The sequence below is a fragment of the Rahnella sp. PAMC25617 genome (assembly GCF_050606005.1).
Lineage (GTDB): Bacteria > Pseudomonadota > Gammaproteobacteria > Enterobacterales > Enterobacteriaceae > Rahnella > Rahnella variigena.
In genome coordinates this window covers 163,711-183,871 of the sequence record NZ_JBOCUM010000014.1, presented here as the reverse complement: position 1 = coordinate 183,871, position 20,161 = coordinate 163,711, and the positions used below count along the sequence as shown (strand labels likewise).

Genomic DNA, 20,161 nt, shown 5'->3' with positions numbered 1-20,161 from the left:
TAAATCAAGAAATCCAGTCGCCATTCTGTTGCGTCACCGCAGCCCACAGCAGCAGGCCATCGGGATGTTTTGCCGTCGCCATAAAATGTTCCGTGCCGTGTTTTTCCGCCGGCGGTGAAGACCAGACAAAGCCCTCGCCCGAGGCGATAACTACCCCATCCGGCATTTGCCACTCACCGCGGATCACATACATCGCGCCACCTTTTTCATGACTGATGCGCAGAGTTTCAGTGCTGGCGGTCACGCGCGCGGCGCAAACCGTACGGCGTGTCATCACGTTGAAATCAGTCGTCACACCACCCGCCAGACGGGCGCTGAGCGCGATATCCCCGCTAAATAAAAAGGGTTCGCCGGTAACAGTGAGAGCATGGTCGATGTCCGGCAATGCCTGTAAATACACGCCATCACCGCTGAGCAAAGTAATGGAGCGGTCAATACCCGGAAAGGCCGAAAACGGGCCGTCCTGCGCGATAGTGGCAATGCTGATGCGCCAGTCAAAATCACTTTTACCCGGCGGATAGCTGATGATTTCGCGGGTCTCACCACCGCCGTTGCGCCACGCGCTGACCGGCAGACTGTCAAAGGTGAAATGCAGCCAGTCTGTCATACAGCGTCCTCCGCCAGCTGATTCAGCAGGTGCAGAAAGTCCGCAGCCGCAGCCTGTTGTTGCTCGTGCTGCCCGTCAGTAATGCGCGCGATACCGCCGACATAGACATCGCGGATTTGCCCGGCATTACCGGCAAACAACCAGCGGTTAAGCAGTTCGCCGTCTTTTGCCGCAGCCAGATAAGGACTGTTGCCGTCGAGTACCAGCCAGTCACCGCGATACCCTGCCGAAAGCTGTCCGATGGCTGCCCCGCAGGCCTGTGCACCGCCCTGCAATGCCTGGTTATACAACACGTCGCCCACTGAATTTTGTGCAGGAGTGGTCAGGCGGTTGCGGCGCTGGTCACGTAAACGCTGCCCGTATTCAAACCAGCGCAATTCTTCCACCACATTGAGTGATACATGGCTGTCAGAGCCAATACCCCAGCGGCCAGCGTGAGTCAGATAATCCACACCAGGGAAAATCCCGTCGCCAAGATTCGCTTCAGTGGTCGGACACAGCCCTGCCACCGCCCCACTTTTTGCCATGCTCGCCAGTTCAAAGCGGTCAGCGTGAGTGGCGTGGATCAGGCACCAGCGGGCATCAATATCCAGATTGTCATAAAGCCAGCTGATCGGGCGCTGACCGCTCCAGCCCAGACAATCATTCACCTCTTTTTGCTGCTCAGCGATGTGGATATGCACAGGCACATTTTTGTCACCGGCGTTCAGCACCTGTTGCATTTGCTCAAGCGTCACAGCGCGCAGGGAATGGAAACATAGCCCCTGATTTTGCAGCGGATTGCCGTTCAGCTGTTTGCGGATAATGTCCTGTTGCTTCAGATAACTATCAGCATCCTGTATGAAACGTTTTTGCCCTGCCTGCGCGGGCTGAGCGCCAAATCCGGCATAACTGTAAAGCACCGGCAACATCGTCAGACCGATGCCCGCCTGGGTGGCGGCGTGGCTCAGATGCGCGGTCATTTCACCGCGATCAGCATAGGGCTGCCCGTTGATGTCGTTATGCAGGTAGTGGAATTCAGCCACCTGCGTATAGCCACCCTTGAGCATTTCGATGTACAGCTGGCGGGCGATCACACCGACCTGTTCGGGTGTAAGACGCTGCACCATGCGATACATCAGGTCACGCCAGGTCCAGAAACTGTCCTGCGGATCGCCGGCAACTTCTGCCAGCCCGGCCATCACCCGCTGAAACGCATGGGAATGCAGATTAGGCATTCCCGGCACAACCGGGCCGTTGAGGCGCTGGCAGCCCTGCGGATCACTGTCAGGCGTAACAGCAGAAAGGTATCCGGTAACATCTACGTCCAGACGCACATTGTGTGCCCAGCCCCGGGCAAGTAAGGCGCGAGAAGCAAAATAAGCAGGCATAACAGCATTCCTGGTCAGCAAGAAAAAACATAAGCGCAATTTTCATGAAACAATTGCGAAACTTTTAAGCGACTTGTCTATACATATACATATGCCTGATTGCGCTGTAAACTTGCAACTGTCCTTTTTTTATAAAATTAGTTTTCCGTCACGCCCTTTTTATTTAATTTCCTCTGGGGGAAACTAGCGTGCAGACTGAAAAAACATTCACGACACGCCTGTACACTTGTTGGTTGAGATAAAAGTGGGCTGAGATGAATGTCGGGTGAGATAAAAATTGAGGGAGAGAAAAGTTGAGTGAGGTAAATGACATGCCGGAGACCACGCCGCTGTCGCAGACGGGTACCGCGCAAGAGGAAGTGTCCCGGCAGACATTGTCCGAACTGGCGGGCGCCATGAGCGATACGCCCGCGCCGATTTATCAGCGAGTGAAACAGGCAATCATCAGTCAGATCCGTGCCGGTGTCTGGAAACCGCACCAGCGCGTGCCTTCGGAAAGTGAACTGGTGAACGAGCTTGGCGTCAGCCGCATGACCATCAACCGCGCTCTGCGTGAGCTGACCAGCGAAGGATTTTTGATCCGCATGCAGGGGGTCGGCACCTTTGTTGCTGAAGCCAAGGCTTATACCCCGATGCTGGAAGTGCATAACATTGCCGATGAAATCGCCCGGCGGGGGCATCAGCATGACAGCAGGATCCTGGTGTGTGAGGCCCGGCTGGCCGATGCCGATCAGGCGCTTCAGCTGGGGATCGCGACCGGTGCCCTGCTGTTTTATTCGCAAATTGTGCATTACGAAAACAATATACCCGTGCAAATCGAAGACCGGTTTGTGAATCCCGACACTGCGCCAGACTATTTGCAGCAGGTGCTGAACAAGCAGTCACCTTATACCTATCTGATGGAAATCGCGCCGCTGACCGCAGGTGAACATCGCGTGGAAGCGATCAGCGCCAGCGATGAACAACGCGAATTGTTGCAACTGGGCGAACATGAGCCCTGCCTCCTGATCCACCGCCGTACCTGGAGCGGCAGCCGAGTGGTCACCTCAGCACGCCTGATTTATCCGGGTTCCCGCTATCAGTTATTCGGCCGTTTCTCCAGCCACGGCTGACCCCGGCACACCTTAATAGCGGCGTTGAACCGCCGCTATCTCTTCATACAAACCTTCACTCAAACCTTCATACAAATCTTCATTCAAATTTTGGAAGACATCTCGTAATAAGAAAAAACTATTGCTGGCTGCCTTGCCGGTTTACGGGTTATGCGTTAGGTTGACTTTAGTTGTCTATACAAGATGAATTCAGCCTGGAGTCTTTTCATGCCGGTAGCCCTCTCTCCACAATTTTCCTCCGCCCCCCCCTCTGACTGCGAAAGTGTATGGCGCGGTGCCACGCTGGTGACTATGCAGGACGGGCATTACAACCTGATCGAAAACGGCGTAATTGCGGTTACCGGCGGAAAAATCGTCTGGACCGGCAGCGACGACCATTGCCCCCATTTTCCCGCTGCAAAGGTGCATGAATTTGAGGGCGGCATCATCACGCCCGGCTTTGTCGATTGTCATACGCATCTGGTGTTCGGCGGAGACCGCAGCGCAGAGTTTGAACAGCGGCTGAACGGCGTAAGTTATGCCGACATCGCGGCAGCTGGCGGCGGGATTTTATCGACCGTCAACGCCACCCGTGAAGCCAGCGAAGATCAGCTGCTGGCGCAGGCGCTGTTTCGCTTACAGCCGCTGCTGGCAGAGGGCGTGACCTGCGTTGAGATTAAATCCGGTTACGGACTGAGCGTAGAAAGTGAGCTCAAAATGTTGCGGGTGATCCGCAGATTAGGCGATATGTTGCCGGTCGAGGTGAAATCCACCTGTCTGGCAGCTCATGCCCTGCCGCCAGAATTCAAAGGGCGTGCCGATGACTACATTGAACTCATCTGCGATACGCTGTTGCCAGTCGTCGCCAGTGAAAATCTGGCCGATGCGGTGGATGCGTTTTGTGAGCATCTGGCCTTTTCTCCGGCACAGGTTGAGCGGGTATTTATCGCCGCGCAGGCTTTGGGTTTGCCGGTGAAATTACACGCCGAACAATTGTCTTCGCTGCACGGCAGCGAAATGGCGGCACGGTACCATGCGTTATCCGCCGATCATCTGGAATACGCCACACCCGAAGATGCACAGGCAATGGCTGCCAGCGGCACCGTGGCTGTTTTACTGCCTGGTGCCTATTATTTACTGCGCGAGACACAATGTCCGCCGGTGGATGAGTTTCGCAAATATCACGTGCCGATGGCACTGGCCAGTGATGCCAATCCGGGGACATCCCCTGCACTTTCTCTGCGTCTGATGCTAAACATGGGCTGTACGTTGTTCCGCCTGACGCCTGAAGAAGCGCTGGCCGGGATCACCAGCCACGGCGCACGTGCTCTGGGGTTACAGGATACGCATGGCACGCTGGAAGCCGGAAAAGTCGCTGATTTCATACACTGGCCGCTGTCGCGTCCTGCTGAGCTGGTTTACTGGCTGGGCGGGCAGCTGCCCTGCACCGTTGTCTTTCGTGGAGAAGTCCGGGGAGAGTTTCGTTCATGAGCCTGTCAACTGACACCGTTATCGCCGAACCTTACCAGTTTACGCAAGGTACCGCGCCCTTACTGATCAGCATTCCCCACGCCGGAACGCACCTGACGCCGGAGGTCGCCAGCGGTCTGAGTGATGCCGCGCTGCCGCTTTCAGATACCGACTGGCATATTCCACAGTTGTACGACTTTGCGCGGGCGCTCGGTGCCAGCATTCTGGTCGGACAGTATTCGCGTTTTGTTATCGACCTGAACCGGCCTTCAGACGATAAACCGCTGTATACCACTGCCACGACGGGCTTATATCCCGATACGCTCTTTGATGGCCGCGCTACGTTCAAACCGGGTATGACGCCAGCAGATGCCCGGCGCCAGCAATATCTTGAACAGATCTGGCAGCCGTATCACCAGAAAATCCAGTCAGAACTGGCGCGCATGAAGCAGGAATTCGGCTACGCACTGCTGTTTGACGCGCATTCCATTGCATCAGTCATCCCACGTCTTTTCGACGGTCAGCTTCCCGATTTAAATCTCGGCACCAACAGCGGCGCCAGCTGTTCACCGGCGCTGAGTGAAATCCTCGAACGCACCTGTAACCAGCAATCGCGGTTCAGTCATGTCCTGAATGGCCGGTTTAAAGGTGGCTACATCACCCGTGCCTACGGCCAGCCGGACCTGGATATTCACGCCGTTCAGCTGGAACTGGCGCAGGTGAATTACATGGAGGAGATCGAGCCATTCGCTTTTGCGCCTGATAAGGCAGGTGAATTACAGGTGTTGTTGAAGCGGTTGCTCGAGGGGATGGTGAGATGGGGGGAAGATGCTTATAAACAGGGCGCTGTTTAATCTCGCGTTTCGCTGACCACTAAGGGGAGGACCTTGGGTCGGCTCCCAAACTGGCCTTAAGGTCAAGGTCGTGGGCTCGCCGCCCACACGGGCCCAAAGGGTTTTAAACGAAACCCTTTGGAATCCTGCGTTTTTTTAACTGCGCGCTCCGCTCGCACCCTCTTAAATTCAACGGCGGAATGTTTTTATCTTTACTCCTCCCCCTGCGAAGGGGGAGGCTGGGAGGGGGTTTTAAGGGCTAAAACCGGGTAAGAGTGAACTTCAGGTTTTAGTTTTTGACCTTAATACCCCACCCCAACCCTCCCCTTCGCAGGGGAGGGAGTTGTCCATCTTTCTGCTTTAGCGCGCAGTTTAAGACGAGGGAGATCCAAGAGGGGCCCGTCATGGCCCCTTTTGGGCGGTTTCGGCGCAGCACGTCAAGTGATCACCGCTGTTAAGAAACCGAAATCATCTCGATCCAGCTTTCGCTGTAAGCGAAAAACCACCCTAATGCCCGGTCTGGCATTACTTAAAGTCCGCATACGGCACTAACGGCTCCGGCGGCATATCCAGATCCCCCTGCCAGCCGCTCATCGAATATCTCGCGTACAGCAGGAAATGGCTTGGCGTGTAATCTTTTGCCTGCTGAATATCGATACCGCCGCCGACCGTCCAGTGGGAGCTGACACGGCGCTCAAGCAGTGCCTGCACTGTATATCCGAAGCCAGAACCGCTGCTGCCGGTTTCGATGGCGCTTTTATCCGGTAACGAATCCGGGATCAGATTTTGTATCGGGTAACGCTTTTGGTCACTGGTCGAAGAGCGCGACCAGGATACCGACCCGCCCAGCTGCCATGACCAGTTCTCAGTACGCTGGCGATAATTAACCGGCAAGGAAACCGAGAAATATTGCTGCGGACTGTAATAGCCGCCCTGTCCCAGCGTATAACCGCTGAGATCTTTCTGGTAATGCCAGACCATCGAACTCAGGCCAACGGTCGCGCGGCGGTTATCCTCATTGATGACTTTGTAGTAATACCCGCCCATCAGACGCTCACGGGTGTTGTCTTCGACATTTTTACCGGTCAGCTGATGCGCACTCAGGTCAGCCCAGACGCCGTTTGCCAGCCCCTGATCGTAACTCAAACCAAGACTGCCACCGGTGGCGATAACGCCGCCCCAGGTGGTGCCTGTGCCCGGATCTTTTGCGCCGGCAAACGAGAGTAATGAGCTGGAGACCGGACGCCGCGAAACGGTGTTCGTCCAGCCAATCTGGTCCCAGTCTCCGCTGTAAGCCAGTCCGCCGACCCAGTTGACCACCGGGAAGCCGAGCGGCGTGGTGCCCAGATCCCCTTTCCATTTGTCATTTTCCCAGCCCGCGCCCAGGCTGAGACCATTGGCTGTCTGGCTGCGGTAGCGTCGGCAGTTCTGATCGCTACAGGTACCAAAGCTCGCCTCATAGTTGCCGTTTTCATTGTCGAACGTTCCGGCATCCATACGCACCCAGTCGGCACGCAGGAATCCGCGCCCCTGATAAACCGGCATATCGGCCTGGAACATGGTGGTGTTGGCAGTGAGATCGGATTTACCCGGCGTCCCGCTTGAGGTCCAGGAATCCGTATCCACGGTAAAATTCACGTCCTGCTGGCGGTACAAATCATGCGCGTCAGAACGGATGCCGCGTTTAAGCCAGTCATCGCCCGCATTGTTTCGCGTCAGCCGTGTATAACCATCGTTGTCCTGCGGCAATTTATCGGTGATGCCGCTGGCGACCATCGCCTGTTCATAATCCTGTCGCGCCAGCTGCGGCTGACCGAGCTGTTGTTCAACATTGGCAGCGTTACGATAAATCAGCGCCTTATCCTGTCCTGCGGGTTGTGATGCGGCGGCAGCTTTCAGCGGTTGTAACAAGGATGCCGCTCTGCTGGTTTCACCGACATCCAGCCACGCCATTGCCACACGACGCTGCTGATTGAGGCTCAGCCCCTGAAGACTGGCCTGCTGTAATTCCTGTTTCGCCTGCGCGGTATTTCCCGCAGCCAGCGAGGCATCAATTGCAGTGAGCGTTTTGTCCAGCCGGATGCGCTGCGCCATTTCGCGCATATTCTCGTCCCATCTGGCTTCCGGCAAGGTGTGCAGATGACGCAATGCCGCATCGTCGCGGTCTGAACCAGAGAGATACAGCGAATAGGCGTAAACCTGTTGCGGATCGGAAGGATGCTTCGCCGCAAACTGTGCGAAAACAGCATCGGCTTTGGCCGGTTCGCCTGCTTCCCTCAGCGTGCCGGCGTAGTGATATGTTGCCCAGACATCATCCGGATTGAATTTCAGCGCTTCGGCGTAACGGTTCGCTGCCTGATTCCAGTTGCGTTCGACGACGTATTTTTCTGCCTGCTCAGTGACAATGTCACTTTGCAAACCGCGCTGTTTGTCACTGAGTTTTGCCCGTGACGCCGCCGGTAATGAATTGATGTAATCAAGAGCTTTTTGCGGCGACTGTCGCTGATAAATATTTGCCAGTCCGCGCTGGGCGCTGCTGTTGTCACGCTCCAGCATCAGCGCACGGCGATAAGCCTGTTCGGCCTGTGGATCGTTTTTACGCGCCACCGCCACATCACCCAGCCCGACGGGTGCCCATGGGTCGCGCGGATCAAGGCGCTGCGCCTGCTGATAAGCTGCTTCGGCCTGTTCGAGCTGACCGGCTTTTAACGCCTTATCGCCCTGATCGACTTTCAGCCAGTAGCTGTTGGTCTGGATCAGGCTGTTCCATTTTCCGGCGTTATAGCCATCGGTTTCTGCGGCTTTAGCGCGCTGGAACATCGTCAGTGCCTGCTGGCGGTTACCGGCGCGGGAATAGGCCAGCCCCATCGCGCCCAGCACTTCGGCATCATTTGGCGTGGCCTGTAAAGCCTGTTTCAGCGGTGCGATCGCGCCGGTTGAACCGCCTTTGTCGATTTGCGCCAGACCACGGATACGCGCCTGATAACGCGGATCGGCCAGTAACCCCTGCTGGCGCTGGAGTTCCTGCTGTGCCGCAATCACCTGCGGACCGGTATCAAAGGTAGCAATAAACTGCTGCAGGGCGTCAACGCTGGCATTACCTACCGGCTGGTCTTTAATGCGCGCCAGCCATAAATCGGCGGCGGGTGAACGCCCTTCGTTGGTGGCAGCAACCTGTTTGATCAGCCCCACGGCTCTGGCGTCATCACCCTGCTCAAAGGCCATCTGCGCCAGTTGCAGACGCAGCTGAACATCGCCCGGATACTGGTTATTCAGCGCCTGAAGCTGCGCCTGAGCGCGGGCTTTTTGCCCCGGGAGGCGGGCGATCAGTTGCCAGTATTCAACGGCCAGATCCAGCGTCGGCGGCTGGCCGCCAAAAAGTTCGTCGTACTGCGCTTTGGCTTCATCCAGCCGCCCTGCCGTCGCCAGCAGACGCGTCTGTTGCAATTTTTGCTGCATCTCTGGCGAGGCGATTTTCAGGCTGAGTTCTGCCTGCCGGTAATCGTCGGAGCCGGGCGCCACCTGTTTGATTTTTTCCAGTTGCTGCTGCGCTTTGGCCTGATCGCCTTCACGCAGAAGCAAACGCAAACGGGCTGAAAGCACCTTAGGATTTTGCGGATCCATCAGTTCGAGGCGGAACAGCGACTGGCGCACTAAATCATCCTGATGGCTGGCTTCCCCGACCCGCACCTGTTCCAGCAGCCACTGTTCGGGAGAAACCACCGGCGCTGAAATCGCCGGCGCAGCCAGCAGAGCCAGCCCTAACGTCAGGGCCAGCCGGTTGAGAGGAAAACGCATTTTGTGACAGGTGTTCACGTGCTTATTCCTGGTCATCATCAGACAGACGACGACGCGCCAGAGAACGCAGGCCGGTCCACAACAGAATCGCTGCCAGCAACACCACGATCACCGCCATCACCGCAAGCAGCACCGGATGGGTCGCCAGCGCATTCCACACACGTTCCCACCATGGCAGATGACCGACGTAGTAAGTGTCGCCCACTCTCAGGCTGCTGACGCCGGAATCACGCACCACGCTGACCGATCCGAAGACCTGCGCGCGTTGTTTAGTGTCCTGCATCGAGGTGTTGAGCAATTCAAAGCCTTGCGGGCTGTTCGCCATCAGCGCCACGACGCTGCGCTGGTCAAAATACGGTGACTGCATACCGACGACTGCGGCTATCGGGCCCTGCGCCGTGATTTGCGCACGGGTATCCACCTGAGCGTCGCTCGCCGGTGCCGTATTGTCCGGCAGCGGAGTCTGGCGGATGGGCGTATTCACGGCGTCGCGTGCTGCGGTGATCAGCAAATTGGCTTTTTTGTCATCGCGCATACTGTCGTCACGCAGACTTTCCGGCAGACTGCCGATCACCAGTAAATCCGCATCGGTCGATTTGGCTTTAGCAGTATCTTCCGTCAGCCCCACCCCCAGCGCCGGATACCCGGTGAGCGCGCCAATATTACCCATCGCATCAAGCAGCGTAGTCAGCTGCACCGGCTGCGGTTGCGGCTGAACCAGCACCAGCGTCTGGGACAAATCGGCCATGCGGCTGAACGGGAAACCGGCATTGGCGAACGCACGTAAATCCGGCATCGCCATAAAGTGACGGTAACCGGAGAAGTCGATGGTTGAACTGTCGTCAATCACCACATGATTTGGCACCGTGGTGTAGGTTTCGCAGCGACCTTCCGTGCCGCTGGCCAGCAGCGAGGTGTAGTCGAAATCAAAGCGCATCTGGTTCACAGCACCGAGTTTTAGCGCCGGAATGTTCAGGTCTTTGCTGCCATCGAGCAGCCCTTGTAACAAGGAAAGACGCAGCAGTTGTGAATCCTGATCGTGACCGGTTTTCAGGGTCAGGTCCTGCACAAACTGGTTGTTCAGGCTGATGCTCAGGCGTGAGGTATTTTTCAGCTGCGGCGACGTATAACGATATTTCAGCCGCATATCGATACCGGTGCTGTTGATGAGGAACAAGTCCGGCGGCAGGTTGATATTGAGTGTAATCGGGTTCGGCTGAATACCGTCTGACTGCAACTGTTCAGCGTACTGTTTCAGTTCACCGAAGTTCATCGGGCGGTCGGTGCGCACCCAGTTTGGCGCATCGTACGGCTGACGTGGCTGAGCCTGGTCAACATTATCCACGCCGATGGCTTCACCACGGAACAGGATGTTGCCCTGCGCGATGCCTTTTACCGCCGTCAGCAAATCTTTATCGTCACGCCCTAAAATCAGCAGCATTTTCACGTAAGGATTATCCGGGCGGCTGACCATCTGCACCACCGGCCCTTTCACCGGCGGCAACGCTTTGAGGAAATCCGGGCGCTTGTCATTGGTGGCAAACACAATGGCATGACTGTCCGGCATCTGGTTATACAGCGTCGGGAACGACTGACCGCGCCACTGCGCTTTGGTCCCGAACCAGGAGGCAAGAATTCCCGCTGCCTGTTGCTGGGTGGCGTCCGGCGACGCGGCAAAGACCATCGGCAAATCCAGCGGACGACTGTCACGCGCATCAAAGAACGGCACCGGGAAATGCGCCAGATCGTTGCTCAGCGGCAGTTTTTGGTATTGCAGACTCAGCGAACTGCCCTTACCGATCTCCAGCCACAGCGTGGTATTGGCCGGGTTTTCACACACATTCTGGTAATGGCCGATAAATTCCAGACGGATGCGGTTGAAGTCTGTGACATAGCGCGGATCAATCGCCATCTGTAAGTGGTTTTTCTTGCCGAGCTGGTCTTTGTTGATCACTTCAACGCCCATCAGCTGGTCATTGAGATACACCTTAAGATGTGACTGTACGGGGATCAGCGACGGTGACGGTGTGAATTCCAGATTCAGCATCGCCTGTGTTACCACTTCATCACTGCGCACACCGAATTCAATCTGACCGTTAGGCTGAATGCCGCGCAGGGTAATCGCACCCGGCGTCGGCGCCACATCCGCAAACGGCAGCGTGACACTGCGCACTGGCGCGCCCGGAATTATCATCGGATCCACCGCCGGTGCGACCACCGGTAACGTCACCTGCGTCGGAGCCGACGACGTCATAATGTTCGCAGAAACTGCGGTAACGGGCTGATTGCCTGCACTGGCTGGTGCTGGCGCACCGAAGGCCGGAGCCACTGAACCCACCGCCAATGATATCAGGGCGGATGCCATCAAAATTGTTAGAGGAAGTCTTTTCATTATTTGGTCATCATCAGGTTGGGTTCATCAGGCTGAACGGACAGCGGCGGATTTCGCGGCGCGAAAGACAGCAGCCAGCCGCCAAACGACCGGGTGCGGGAGGCCAGCGGACGGAAGCGTTGCGGTGCAATATCCAGCATCCGCAGGTAGCCGCGGATACCGAGCCCCAGCACTTCACGCAGGCTTTCCATCGGTTTGTCTTCAGGGAAACTGTCTTCGCGCAATACCCAGCTGTCAGCACGGGCAAAAGTACATTGAATGAAATCGATATGTTGTTGCGTGGTGAGCGGCAGAAGCTGCATTCCCATGCTGGTACCAAACACACGACTGATTTGCATCGGGAAAGTGTATTCCTGCTGACCGCGGTGCAACAGTAACGTGACGTTGTCACCAGCTTTAAACTGGCTGGCACTTTCAGTTTCCAGCCCGACGCCGTTGTCCGAATAATCCTGCACGGTACACACATAAATGTGGCCGTCCGGTTTTATCAGCGAGGCTGGCATTCTGGCTTCGACACGATGCGCCTGACGCACCTGTTTCGATTCAAACGCCACCGCAATCGCCCCGCCGAGAATAATCATGTTGTAAATCACCCACGCCATACTCACCAGCACGGTCAGGATTTCATCGGGGCGACCATAAATAATGCGGTAAATGCCGAAGAATAATCCGGCCAGGTTAAGCAGCATCAGAATCTGATACGGGCGGCTGATTTTCCAGTCAACGTAGGCGTGTTTGTTCAGGCCACCTTTGGCGGTGACGTTAAATTTACCGGCGTGCGGATTAAACAGCGCCACGGTAGTGGGTCGTGCGATATACCACGCCAGCACGGTTTCGTAGATTTCATTCCAGAAAGAATGGCGGTATTTCCCCTGCACGCGGGAGTTAGTCAGGCTGGCGTGGATCATGTGCGGCAGAACATACAGTGCTATCGCAATCGCCGGGGCATAAATGATGTAGGCGTGTAATAACAGAAATGCCAGCGGCGCGGTCAGGAAGATAAGCCGCGGGATCCCCGCCAGGAAGTGCATCATGGCGTTGGCATAACACAGCCGTTGTGCCAGTTTCAGCCCTTTGCCGAACAGCGGATTATCAAGGCGGAAAATCTGCACCATCCCGCGCGCCCAGCGGATACGCTGACTGACGTGGGCGGAAAGGCTTTCAGTCGCCAGCCCCGCCGCCTGCGGAATACGGATATAGGCTGAACTGTAGCCGTGTCGGTGCATACGCAGTGAGGTATGGGCATCTTCGGTGACGGTTTCCACCGCGATACCACCGATTTCATCGAGCACATCACGGCGTAACACCGCGCAGGAACCGCAGAAAAAGCTGGCATCCCACAGGTCGTTGCCGTCCTGCACAAGACCGTAGAACAACTCGCCTTCGTTCGGCGTGCGGCGCATACGTCCCAGATTTCGTTCAAACGGATCCGGCGAGAAAAAATGATGCGGCGTCTGCATCATGCTGAGTTTTTTATCTTTGAAGAACCAGCCGACGGTCAGTTGCAGGAAAGAACGGGTCGGCACGTGGTCGCAGTCAAAAATCGCCACAAGTTCACTTTTTGCCTGTTTCAGCGCGTTATTGATGTTACCGGCTTTGGCATGTTCATGCGTTTCACGCGCAATATACTTGATGCCAATTTCGTGGGCAAAATCGGCGAACTCCTGCCGGTTGCCGTCATCAAGCAGGTAAATAGTCAGTTTTTCACGGGGCCAGTCCAGTCCGAGCGCCGCATACAACGTCGGTTTTACTACGCTGAGGTCTTCGTTATAGGTGGGGATCATCAGATCAACCGTCGGCCAGGTCGAGACATCCTCAGGCATCGGCACCGGTTTACGGTTAAGCGGCCAGATGGTCTGGATATAACCGAGCACCAGCACGGTCCAGGAGTAGGTTTCCGCGCCCAGCAGCAGTAAACCGCAAATCAGGCTCAGCGGATCTTCCCAGTTCAGGGTTGAGGTGTAGCGCCACCATAAATAGCGGCAGGAAATGGTCAGCGACAGAACAATCATCATAAGCGCCGGGAAACGCCCCGGAATGCGACGGATAATCATCGCAATGCTCCACAGCAGCACCACGAAAATAAACTGGGCGAGATAACCAAATGGCTGGGAAATGCAGAACATGGCCAGCGTAAAGGCCACCAGCCCGGCCATCATCATCAGAACGCGCCTGCCGGCGCGGTTCATTTTTCCGATACGACGTGTGATACGGGTTTCCAGCGGGCTTTGTGTCACCCGTTTTGGCAACGATTCCAGCCAGAAATGGATCCTTTCCCGCAGCCGTTGCGGCCACCGGCTATAAACGATGCCGCCACGGGTTTTTCCTGCCGGGATGATGATCAGCAACCACAGGCTCTGAACGAGATAACGCAGCGGATCGGCAATACGCACCCGCGAAGGCGAAATTTGCGGATACCAGCGGGTTCTCTGCGCGCCCACACGCTGCCAGGCAGGTGATTCAAAACGCAGAAACAGCCAGCACAGCGCCACACAAAAAATCATCATGCCGGAAGCAATGCGTGAAGATTTTGCCTGCCGGTAACGGCGGTAACGGTGCTGCAGTTCCTGCATGACGGGCGGCACAAAAAACAGGTTCAACAGGCCGTTCATTTTGCCGGACTCCGCACCGCTTGCGGCTGACGAAGATTGAGCAGGAACCAGTTCGCCAGCGTATTCATTTCACGGGCGATCTTGCTGTTATCTTTCCATTCCCCGACCGGTTGTTTCACCGCCAGCGATTCCGCCATGGCTTCATCACGATGTAAAATCACCGGGATCAATGCTGGCAAGGTTTCTTGCCATAACAGCAAAATATCTTGCTGTAACTGGCTGGAGGGAACGAACTGATTGAGCAGATAGCGCCCGTTTGGCGCTAAGGCGTGCTGGTGTAAACGAAGATGCGACTGGGTATCGGCATGCAGAAGTACCACCGTGCTGTCGGCCAGCGACTGCGCAGGCAGAGGATCAGCCGCCGGAGAATCAATCAGGATCCAGTCATAGACGCCGGTATTTTTAAGCTGCGTGAGTGCTTTTTGCCAGTCGAAATCAGCCTCGCTGACATCTTCACCTGAAACATGACCGTAAGGCAGAAAGTCGAGGCGGGCGTGGTAACGCATCGCTGATTGTTGCCAGGCTTCTCCGGCTTGGTGCGCGGAACACCAGCCACGCGACTGAGCGAAAGGCATACCAAAATGTAACCGCAGCACGTTTTCCGGTGAAAAGTCGATCACCAGCACTTTTTCATTCAGTTGTGCGAGCCCCCAGGCCAACGCTGCGGTCACCGAAGTGGTCCCGGTACCGCCACGAAAACCCTGTAACGCGATGACAGCCATATTATTTTTTCTCCGCGCCGTGTTCAGCGAATTGCGCCAACTCTGCCAATAATGGCCAGCGGGACATTAGTTGCGGAATTTTTTCTTTACGGGCTATATCTACGTAATGTAATTCTGACAAAGAAAAAAAGTGACTCAGCGCATAAAAATCATCATCGCTGGACGGTTCGGATTCTTCTGAGTCTGCAATATTGGCCGCCACCGTTTCTCTCCCTGCTTCAATCCAAATGCTGATACTTCAGCACAGCCAAAAATTGCCCGGCATGATTAGGCATTTTAGTATCAAACATTATTGTGAAGAATTATGATTATTTAATGTAGCAATGATAGAATTTATTATACTCACATTTATCAGTGTGTCCCAGCAGACTTTTAATCAAAACCGGACAGAAGCAGATTAACAATATGGCACTCTCCTTTTCATTGGGTATGAAGCAATTCTGGAATGGTTTAGGCCAGATGCAGGCTCAGGGGCTTTACTGGGTCAACACCGACAGTCAGGAAGCGGCATATCGTTTGAGTGGTCAGGTACTTGAAGCTCAGCGGGGAGAAATCCCTGTCAGCCTGTTTTTTCCACAGCACAATTTAATTTGCTCTGGTGATAAAAATAGACTAGCTGATGACAATATCCTTCTTACCCATTTGCATAAATACCCCAGGCAAACGTTTTATTATCAGCACGCGGAAGGAAAAAAAGCGTTTCTGGGATTGCCCGCCGATATTAATCGCCTGCCTGCTCCCCCTGCTTCTTTAATGATTTTATTACTTCCTGCCGTGCGCTGTCAGGAAGTAAAAGATAAACAACTTTCCCGCTGGCTGGGTGAAATTCAGTCAGGCGCTAATAGTAAAGGGGCGACGCTGCTTATTATCTGCTTCGGCGATGGCATTAATGCGGTTAAATCCCGCTTACATTTATTCCACCACAATATATATGGCCTTGCTGATTTAAAAACCGATGTGAACCCAAACCAGTGGGGCATCTCCTGGTGGCATGACAGTCTGGGTGCCGAAGCGAATACGCTTTATCCTCTCATCCCGCGCACGAACGGTTGGGAGATCCAGAAAGACGGTGCTCCTTCAGCTTCAGCCCAAACCGGTGATGATCAGTGGATGTTGCTGGCAGAGCGTTCGGTGCTGGAAGGTGCGCCTGCACTTTCCGGGCGCTGGTTCCTGTTCGATGGCAACGACGCGCTGACCGAAAGAGCCACGCACGCCCGTTCTGCCACCGTTATTTTTGCGCTGGCGGGTAACGATGAAGTGGAAGTGCTCGCACGGCAGATCCACCTTTTGCGCATTCAGCGCGGCAATGGTTTGAAAATTGTGGTGCGCGAGATGAACTCTTCCCTGCGCTATGTCGACCAGCGTCTGTTGCAGGCCTGCGGTGCCAATCTGGTGGTGCCGCACGCTGCACGCCTTTCCAACTTTCTGACCTTACTGGATGATCTGCAAAATCTGACGTTTACCCGTCACGTCCCGCAGGACATTGACGTGCTGCTGGACAGCCGTTTACCAACGCATCATAAGGGATATCTGCCGCTGCCGGTGTTCTGCGACGTGATGCGCGATATCTGGGATCACGCCGCGCTGGCGACCGAATCACGCGGGATTTTAATTTCACTGCGCCCTGCCGCCGGGATCAGCCCGCAGCAGGCGATGTCGCTTTGTTCGCTGCGCCGCGACGGCGATATTCTGACCGTGACTGAACGTCATCTGTATTTGTTCCTGTCGAACTGTCAGGTCAGTGATGTCGAAAACGTTCTGGCCTTCCTGTTTAATCTGCCGGTGAAAGAAGTCTTTAGCAGTCAGACTTTCTGGAGTCACGAGCTGGATATTCAGACAGAAGTTCGCCGTCTGGCCGCCAAACCGCCGATGGCAAATCCGGTGTCAGAAGCACAGCCTTTTGTGGCGCATAAATCTGAACCTTTGAAACGTGCGCCCGTTCATCAGCCCGTTCCCATCACGCTGGCCGTGAGCGATACACCCGTTATTAACACGCCGGAGTAAGAGAAATGGACATTCAGGACATTATCGAAATTTTCATTCTGGCGGCGGTGATTTTTCTCCCGCTGGGATATGCCCTGCGCAGCCGGTTGCCGCGCTGGAAAAACCGCTTTGCGACGCGATTTCTTTCGCCGCGTTATTTAACCCCCATGACCATCAGCAGCATCAATAAGAACCGCAAACGCTCCGCGACTTTGCCTGAAAATTCTGCGGCTACAGGGAAATCCAAAACTTCATCATGAACGAATCGCACTCTTCTTCTCCGCGCTTGCGGATCTGGCAATCCTGGCGCGGTCTTGGTGCCTGGAACTACTATTTCTTATTGAAATTTGTTCTGCTTTCACAGGGTTATCTGAATTTTGACGCGCTGAGTAATCTGGTTTTTGCGGCGGTATTATTATTCCCGCTTCGCTCCCTGCGCCTCCATCGCTGGCGACAATGGGTTGCCCTGCCGTTCGGTCTTGCGCTGCTTTATCATGATACGTGGCTGCCGGGCTGGCGTTCCATTGTCAATCAGGGAGCTGACGTCGCAGGTTTCAGCGTCAGTTATCTGCTTGAACTGGCTGACCGTTTCATCAACTGGCAGTGGATTGCCGTCGGTTTCGCCCTGCTGGTCGGTTATCTGTTTATTTCACAGTGGTTACGCCTGACGACATTCACGGTGATAGCCCTGTTATGGGTGAATCTCAGCGGTGTGATCACGCCGTTGTTTACGCATACACCGGCACCGGTTGTGGCACAAAATACCGCGGCGGCTCCGGCACAAGTCGCGCCATCCGCTACCGATAATACCGTCACGGGTCCGCCGACCAATGCCAACCTGAATGCGTATCTGGATCAGTTCTATCAAAACGAACGCCGCAAGGCGACGAAGTTTCCTGATGCCCTGCCAGCCGATGCGCAGCCTTTCGATCTGCTGGTGATCAATATCTGTTCGCTGGCCTGGGCTGATCTGGACGCAGTAAATCTTTCGAATTCGCCGCTGTGGTCGCGCTTTGATTTTGTCTTCAGCAATTTCAACTCCGCCACCGCATACAGTGGTCCGGCGTCGATTCGCCTGCTGCGGGCGAGCTGCGGTCAGCCATCCCACCACGATTTGTACCAACCAGCCGGTCAGCAATGTTACCTGTTTGACGAGCTGGCGCGTCTGGGCTTTACCTCGCAACTGGCGATGGATCACACCGGCGTGTTCGGTAATTACATCGGCAATCTGCGTGATGACGCGGATATGAAAGCCCCGCTGATGTCGCAGGCGGGTCTGGGTTATGAACTGACCTCTTTCGACGGTTCACCCATTTTCAACGACGGGCAACTGTTCTCCCGCTGGCTTGAGAATCAGGAAAAAGCCGGCACCGCACGGACAGCAACCTTCTTCAACCTGATCCCGCTGCATGACGGCAACCGTTACGTCGGCAGCAATAAAGGTGCGGACTACCATAACCGCGCACAGACACTGCTGAACCAGCTGAACACTTTTATGGATCAGCTGGATAAATCGGGTCGTAAAGTGATGCTGGTGGTGGTGCCTGAACATGGCGCGGCGCTGGTGGGCGATAAGATGCAGATTTCCGGCCTGCGTGATATCCCGAGTCCGGGTATCACTCACATCCCGGTCGGTGTGAAGTTCTTTGGTATGCAGGCACCACATGCGCCGTCGCCGATGAAAATTGAAGGCCAGAGCAGCTATCAGGCGATTTCAGAAATGGTCGCCCGCGCAGTCGATGGCAAAGTCTTTACCACGCCGACCATGGACTGGAAAACCTTCGCGTCGAACCTGCCGCAAACCCCGCTGGTGTCTGAAAATGAAAACTCGGTGGTAATGGAATATCAGGGGAAAATCTATATTCGCCTGAATGGCGGTGGATGGGTGCCGTATCCGAGCTGATGCTATTTTGTGGGCTTGCCGCCCACCCGGGCAAAACCTTGGGTTGCCACCCAAACTGGCCTCTAGGTCAAGGTCGTGGGCGTCGGCCCACACCGACCAGAGACCCGGTAACGCGCGGGCCTCTGGACTCCGCGCTTTTTTCACTTCGCGCTATCGCTGGACACTATGTTTCAGGTGCCACTGCGACAGGCTGGAAATCTTGCCGCTGCGCGGTGCCTTCTCTCGGTCTTCGAGCCAAAGGTCTCGAAGCCGCTCCGTTCAGCAATATTTCTGAACCGCCCTTGGCTTTTAAAAACAAAACAGAACAAGTAAGGTTGTGAAGTAAAGGCCTGAGGCCGGTTCCAAAATACCGCCGGACGAGAGGTGGAAAACCGCGTGTCTTTTTACGCGGGTTGTAACCCGAAGGGAGGGAACCGCGCAGCGGCGGGATTTTGCGGCTATCACTGTGATACCTGAAACATAGCCAGCGAGCAGAGCGCGCAGTTAAAAAAACGCAGGATTCCAAAGGGTTTCGTTTAAAACCCTTTGGGCCAGTGTGGGCGGCGAGCCCACGGTCTTGACCTTGAGGCCAGTTTGGGTGGCAACCCAAGGTTTTGATTTAAAAGCCGCCTGTGTCCTGCATTGACACTATCACTCCGCAAATAACTGGTCATACACATGCTGTAAATGCCTTGCCATCCGGGCTTTCGCCCCCGCGCCATCTTTCGCCAGAATCGCATCCAGGATCCCCTGATGGTCGGCATTCATTTCACGGGCAAAATCGACTTCGGTGTAATGGCTTTCCAGACGCATAAACCGGCGTGAGCGGCGTTTATCCCACAGGTAGCCCATCATATCGTGCAGCACTTCATTGCCGGTCATCTCACTGATCATCAGATGGAACCGACGGTCGGCTTCAAGAAATGCGTCATTATTGGCATTCAGCTTGTTCAGCTCATCGGCAATTTCTTTTAATTTCACACGCTGCTCGTCGGTACCGTTAATCGCCGCCAGTTCCGCCGTCATCGCTTCATACACCTGTCGCGCTTTCACCAGCGACTGCAGGCTGAATTCTTCTTCATGACTGACCGTTTGCTGTGCGGCTGGCGTTGCCTGTGGCAGCGGGTCGCTGACGTAGACACCATTGCCGGTGCGGATTTCCACCCAGCCGGTGATCTCCAGTGCAATCAGCGCCTCGCGGATGGAAGAACGGCTGACGCCCAGCTGTTTGGACAGGTCACGTTCGGACGGGATCATCGCCCCCGGCGCGAACTGACCGGTGTTGATGCAGTTAATCAGTACGTTTGAAATCTGGCGATACAGCCGTTCCACTTTCAGGGTTGGTAATTCCATTATTGTCTCCGTGTTCTTGCTGAATCGCAGATCTGTTATCCCGGTCAC

14 protein-coding genes are annotated in these 20,161 nt (G+C 55.3%); 6 read left to right on the top strand and 8 right to left on the bottom strand.

Annotated elements, in window-relative coordinates:
• Positions 1-4: 4 nt before the first annotated feature.
• On the bottom strand, positions 5-607 hold the full coding sequence (locus ACM615_RS18075; RefSeq protein WP_431012272.1) for a HutD/Ves family protein: 603 nt from the start codon (positions 605-607) through the stop codon (positions 5-7).
• Complete coding sequence (locus tag ACM615_RS18070; RefSeq protein ID WP_431012271.1) at positions 604-1,977, bottom strand: formimidoylglutamate deiminase; 1,374 nt, start codon at positions 1,975-1,977, stop codon at positions 604-606. Before ACM615_RS18070 ends, ACM615_RS18075 begins: the two co-directional genes overlap by 4 nt.
• A gap of 311 nt (positions 1,978-2,288) precedes the next feature.
• Between ACM615_RS18070 and hutC the strand changes: the two genes are divergently transcribed.
• The 3 genes from hutC (at position 2,289) to hutG (ending at position 5,392) form a co-directional block, all read left to right on the top strand.
• Positions 2,289-3,089, top strand: coding sequence for a histidine utilization repressor (gene hutC / locus ACM615_RS18065; protein ID WP_431012336.1), 801 nt, complete (start codon positions 2,289-2,291; stop codon positions 3,087-3,089).
• A gap of 207 nt (positions 3,090-3,296) precedes the next feature.
• The gene (hutI, locus tag ACM615_RS18060; RefSeq protein ID WP_431012270.1) at positions 3,297-4,559 is read left to right on the top strand and encodes an imidazolonepropionase; all 1,263 of its coding nucleotides are present in this window, start codon (positions 3,297-3,299) and stop codon (positions 4,557-4,559) included.
• Positions 4,556-5,392, top strand: a complete 837-nt coding sequence (hutG, locus tag ACM615_RS18055; RefSeq protein ID WP_159282508.1) for an N-formylglutamate deformylase — start codon at positions 4,556-4,558, stop codon at positions 5,390-5,392. Before hutI ends, hutG begins: the two co-directional genes overlap by 4 nt.
• Positions 5,393-5,896: 504 nt before the next feature.
• On the opposite strand, the gene ACM615_RS18050 is transcribed toward hutG, so the two are convergent.
• The 5 genes from ACM615_RS18050 to bcsR are packed head-to-tail and all read right to left on the bottom strand — an operon-like array spanning position 5,897 to position 15,097.
• Positions 5,897-9,169 carry a cellulose synthase subunit BcsC-related outer membrane protein gene (locus tag ACM615_RS18050; RefSeq protein ID WP_431012335.1) on the bottom strand — a complete coding sequence of 1,091 codons (3,273 nt, stop codon included), beginning with the start codon at positions 9,167-9,169 and terminating at the stop codon, positions 5,897-5,899.
• Between the two features lie 22 nt (positions 9,170-9,191).
• On the bottom strand, positions 9,192-11,561 hold the full coding sequence (gene bcsB, locus ACM615_RS18045; protein ID WP_431012269.1) for a cellulose biosynthesis cyclic di-GMP-binding regulatory protein BcsB: 2,370 nt from the start codon (positions 11,559-11,561) through the stop codon (positions 9,192-9,194).
• Positions 11,561-14,173, bottom strand: a complete 2,613-nt coding sequence (gene bcsA, locus ACM615_RS18040; RefSeq protein WP_431012268.1) for a UDP-forming cellulose synthase catalytic subunit — start codon at positions 14,171-14,173, stop codon at positions 11,561-11,563. The genes bcsB and bcsA overlap by 1 nt, the downstream gene beginning before the upstream one ends.
• A complete protein-coding gene (bcsQ, locus tag ACM615_RS18035) occupies positions 14,170-14,895 on the bottom strand; it encodes a cellulose biosynthesis protein BcsQ (RefSeq protein ID WP_129638206.1) in 726 nt (241 codons plus the stop codon). The genes bcsA and bcsQ overlap by 4 nt, the downstream gene beginning before the upstream one ends.
• Before the next feature lies 1 nt (position 14,896).
• Positions 14,897-15,097, bottom strand: coding sequence for a cellulose biosynthesis protein BcsR (bcsR, locus tag ACM615_RS18030; protein WP_431012267.1), 201 nt, complete (start codon positions 15,095-15,097; stop codon positions 14,897-14,899).
• Positions 15,098-15,300: 203 nt separating this feature from the next.
• Here bcsR and bcsE point away from each other — a divergent pair, with 203 nt between their 5' ends.
• The 3 genes from bcsE to bcsG are packed head-to-tail and all read left to right on the top strand — an operon-like array spanning position 15,301 to position 18,781.
• Positions 15,301-16,899, top strand: a complete 1,599-nt coding sequence (gene bcsE / locus ACM615_RS18025; RefSeq protein WP_431012266.1) for a cellulose biosynthesis protein BcsE — start codon at positions 15,301-15,303, stop codon at positions 16,897-16,899.
• A gap of 5 nt (positions 16,900-16,904) precedes the next feature.
• Positions 16,905-17,138, top strand: a complete 234-nt coding sequence (gene bcsF / locus ACM615_RS18020) for a cellulose biosynthesis protein BcsF (RefSeq protein ID WP_112290781.1) — start codon at positions 16,905-16,907, stop codon at positions 17,136-17,138.
• Positions 17,135-18,781 carry a cellulose biosynthesis protein BcsG gene (gene bcsG / locus ACM615_RS18015; protein ID WP_431012265.1) on the top strand — a complete coding sequence of 549 codons (1,647 nt, stop codon included), beginning with the start codon at positions 17,135-17,137 and terminating at the stop codon, positions 18,779-18,781. Before bcsF ends, bcsG begins: the two co-directional genes overlap by 4 nt.
• Before the next feature lie 630 nt (positions 18,782-19,411).
• Here the strand turns inward: bcsG and ACM615_RS18010 are convergent.
• On the bottom strand, positions 19,412-20,113 hold the full coding sequence (locus tag ACM615_RS18010; protein WP_112291999.1) for a FadR/GntR family transcriptional regulator: 702 nt from the start codon (positions 20,111-20,113) through the stop codon (positions 19,412-19,414).
• Between the last annotated feature and the right edge of the window lie 48 nt (positions 20,114-20,161).

Excerpts from the sequence above, each read along its gene's own strand:
- hutI (WP_431012270.1), top strand. The coding sequence starts at position 3,297 with ATGCCGGTAGCCCTCTCTCCACAATTTTCCTCCGCCCCCCCCTCTGAC.
- ACM615_RS18050 (WP_431012335.1), bottom strand. The coding sequence starts at position 9,169 with ATGCGTTTTCCTCTCAACCGGCTGGCCCTGACGTTAGGGCTGGCTCTG.
- bcsG (WP_431012265.1), top strand. The coding sequence starts at position 17,135 with ATGAACGAATCGCACTCTTCTTCTCCGCGCTTGCGGATCTGGCAATCC.
- ACM615_RS18070 (WP_431012271.1), bottom strand. The coding sequence starts at position 1,977 with ATGCCTGCTTATTTTGCTTCTCGCGCCTTACTTGCCCGGGGCTGGGCA.
- ACM615_RS18010 (WP_112291999.1), bottom strand. The coding sequence starts at position 20,113 with ATGGAATTACCAACCCTGAAAGTGGAACGGCTGTATCGCCAGATTTCA.
- bcsF (WP_112290781.1), top strand. The coding sequence starts at position 16,905 with ATGGACATTCAGGACATTATCGAAATTTTCATTCTGGCGGCGGTGATT.
- bcsQ (WP_129638206.1), bottom strand. The coding sequence starts at position 14,895 with ATGGCTGTCATCGCGTTACAGGGTTTTCGTGGCGGTACCGGGACCACT.
- ACM615_RS18075 (WP_431012272.1), bottom strand. The coding sequence starts at position 607 with ATGACAGACTGGCTGCATTTCACCTTTGACAGTCTGCCGGTCAGCGCG.
- hutC (WP_431012336.1), top strand. The coding sequence starts at position 2,289 with ATGCCGGAGACCACGCCGCTGTCGCAGACGGGTACCGCGCAAGAGGAA.
- bcsE (WP_431012266.1), top strand. The coding sequence starts at position 15,301 with ATGGCACTCTCCTTTTCATTGGGTATGAAGCAATTCTGGAATGGTTTA.
- bcsB (WP_431012269.1), bottom strand. The coding sequence starts at position 11,561 with ATGAAAAGACTTCCTCTAACAATTTTGATGGCATCCGCCCTGATATCA.
- hutG (WP_159282508.1), top strand. The coding sequence starts at position 4,556 with ATGAGCCTGTCAACTGACACCGTTATCGCCGAACCTTACCAGTTTACG.
- bcsA (WP_431012268.1), bottom strand. The coding sequence starts at position 14,173 with ATGAACGGCCTGTTGAACCTGTTTTTTGTGCCGCCCGTCATGCAGGAA.